The sequence below is a fragment of the Streptomyces flaveolus genome (assembly GCF_000716535.1).
Lineage (GTDB): Bacteria > Actinomycetota > Actinomycetes > Streptomycetales > Streptomycetaceae > Streptomyces > Streptomyces flaveolus_A.
In genome coordinates this window covers 1-1748 of record NZ_JNWV01000113.1, presented here as the reverse complement: position 1 = coordinate 1748, position 1748 = coordinate 1, and the positions used below count along the sequence as shown (strand labels likewise).

Here is a 1748-nt window from a genome sequence, read left to right as displayed (position 1 = left end):
GAGTTCGCTGTCGGAGTCGAGCACGGCCGGTGTGTCGGGGTACCGGGCCGCGGTCGCGTCGATCAGGTCGGGCAGCAGACCACCGCCGTAGTCCACCGCTTCACCCGCACCCGATGCCAGCAACCACCCGTGCTCCTCGGCGTCGACCATCGCGATCGAGGAGACGGCACGCTTCGGATCGGCGACCGCGTTGCGCAGGAACGTGACGAAGTGCCGCACCAGCCGGGACATCGTCGCGTGCTCGAACAGGTCCGCGTCGTAGTAGGCGATCCCGGTGAATCCCTCGCGCCGGCGGGTCAGCGCCACGCTGAGATCGAAGCGCGGCTTGCCGTCGACCACCTCGATCCGCTCGGTACGCAGACCGGGCAGCACCAGGTCGTCGGTCTCCTCGTCACCGAGGGCGAACAGCACCTGGAACAGGGGGTTGCGACCGGGATCCCGCTCGGGTTGCAGCTCGTCGAGCAGGGCCTCGAAGGGAAGCTCCTGGTGCTCATAGGCGGCGAGCATGTTCCTTCGGGTCCGGGCGAGCAGATCGGCGAACGACGGATCACCGGTCAGTTCGGTGCGCAGGAGCAGCGTGTTGACGAAGTAGCCGATCAGATCGTCCAGCTCGGGCCGGGTCCGGCCGGCGATGGGGGTGCCGACCGTGACGTCGTCCGTGGCCGAGTGACGCGCGAGCACCACACTGAACGCCGCTATCAACGTCATGAACGGCGTGGCGTTGTGCTCCTGGGAGAACCGGTCGACGGCCGCGCCGAGACCGGCGTCGATGACGAAGGACACCTCGGCGCCGTTCCCGCCCCGCACGGCGGGCCGGGGCCGGTCCGGGCGCAGCTCCTCGGAGGCGGCTCCGGCGAGGTGGTCGCGCCAGTGGTCCAACTGGTGACGCAGCTTGTCGGGCGTCTGGTGCTCCCGGCTCCAGGCGGCGAAGTCACCGTACTGGACCGGCACCGCCGGCAGGACGGGAGTCCGGCCGGCGGCGAACGCCTCGTACGCCTGGGACAGTTCGGACCACAGCACCCGCATGGACGATCCGTCGATCGCGATGTGGTGCACCACCAGGACCAGCAGGGCGTCCTCTTCGGACAGCCGTACCACGGCGACCCGGAACACCGGCCCGGTGACCAGCGAGAACGGCTCCCGCATCAGTTCTCGGGCCCTCTTGACGGCCGCCGCGTACCGGTCGGCGGGAGCATCACCCTCCGGCTCGTACACCGCGACCGGCACCGGCCGCGCCGGCAGCACCCGTGACACCGGCGCGCCGTCGTGTTCCTCGAAGACGGTCCTGAGGACCTGGTGCCGCTCGGCGACCAGCGTGAAGCTGCGCGACAGCACCTCGATGTCGAGTACGCCGGTGATCCGGACCACCGTCGAGGTGTTGTACCCCGGGAGCATCTGCTCCAGCAACCACATGCGTTCCTGCGAGTACGACACCACACCCTCGTGCCGGCCGAGCACTGGTATGGATGTCGCCGAGGAGTCCGTCTGCTGGGCACGGGCTCCCTGGAGGAGGTTCCTGACCGCCTGCCGTGCCGCGTCGTCGGACGGTGATGTTCCGTGCGTGGTCATGAGTGGGTCCTCTCGGCGGAGGCGCCACGGGCGGCGTCCGGAGCGGAGACCGTTTCGAGCAGGAGGTTCTCCAGGGCCATGGCCATGGTGTGGATGGTGGGGTTGTCGAAGATGAGGGCGAGGGGGATGTGGGGGGTGAGGGTGGTGCGGAGGCGGCTGATGATGCGGGTGGCGAGGAG

2 protein-coding genes are annotated in these 1748 nt (G+C 69.5%); both read right to left on the bottom strand.

Features of this window, described 5'->3' with window-relative positions; all coding sequences use genetic code 11:
- Positions 1-1569: condensation domain-containing protein (locus tag OO52_RS45370; protein ID WP_234340026.1), on the bottom strand; the 1569-nt coding region annotated here is incomplete at its 3' end.
- Positions 1566-1748 (bottom strand): hypothetical protein (locus tag OO52_RS50615; RefSeq protein WP_031031926.1); only part of this gene is annotated, 183 nt, incomplete at its 5' end. The genes OO52_RS50615 and OO52_RS45370, both read right to left, overlap by 4 nt.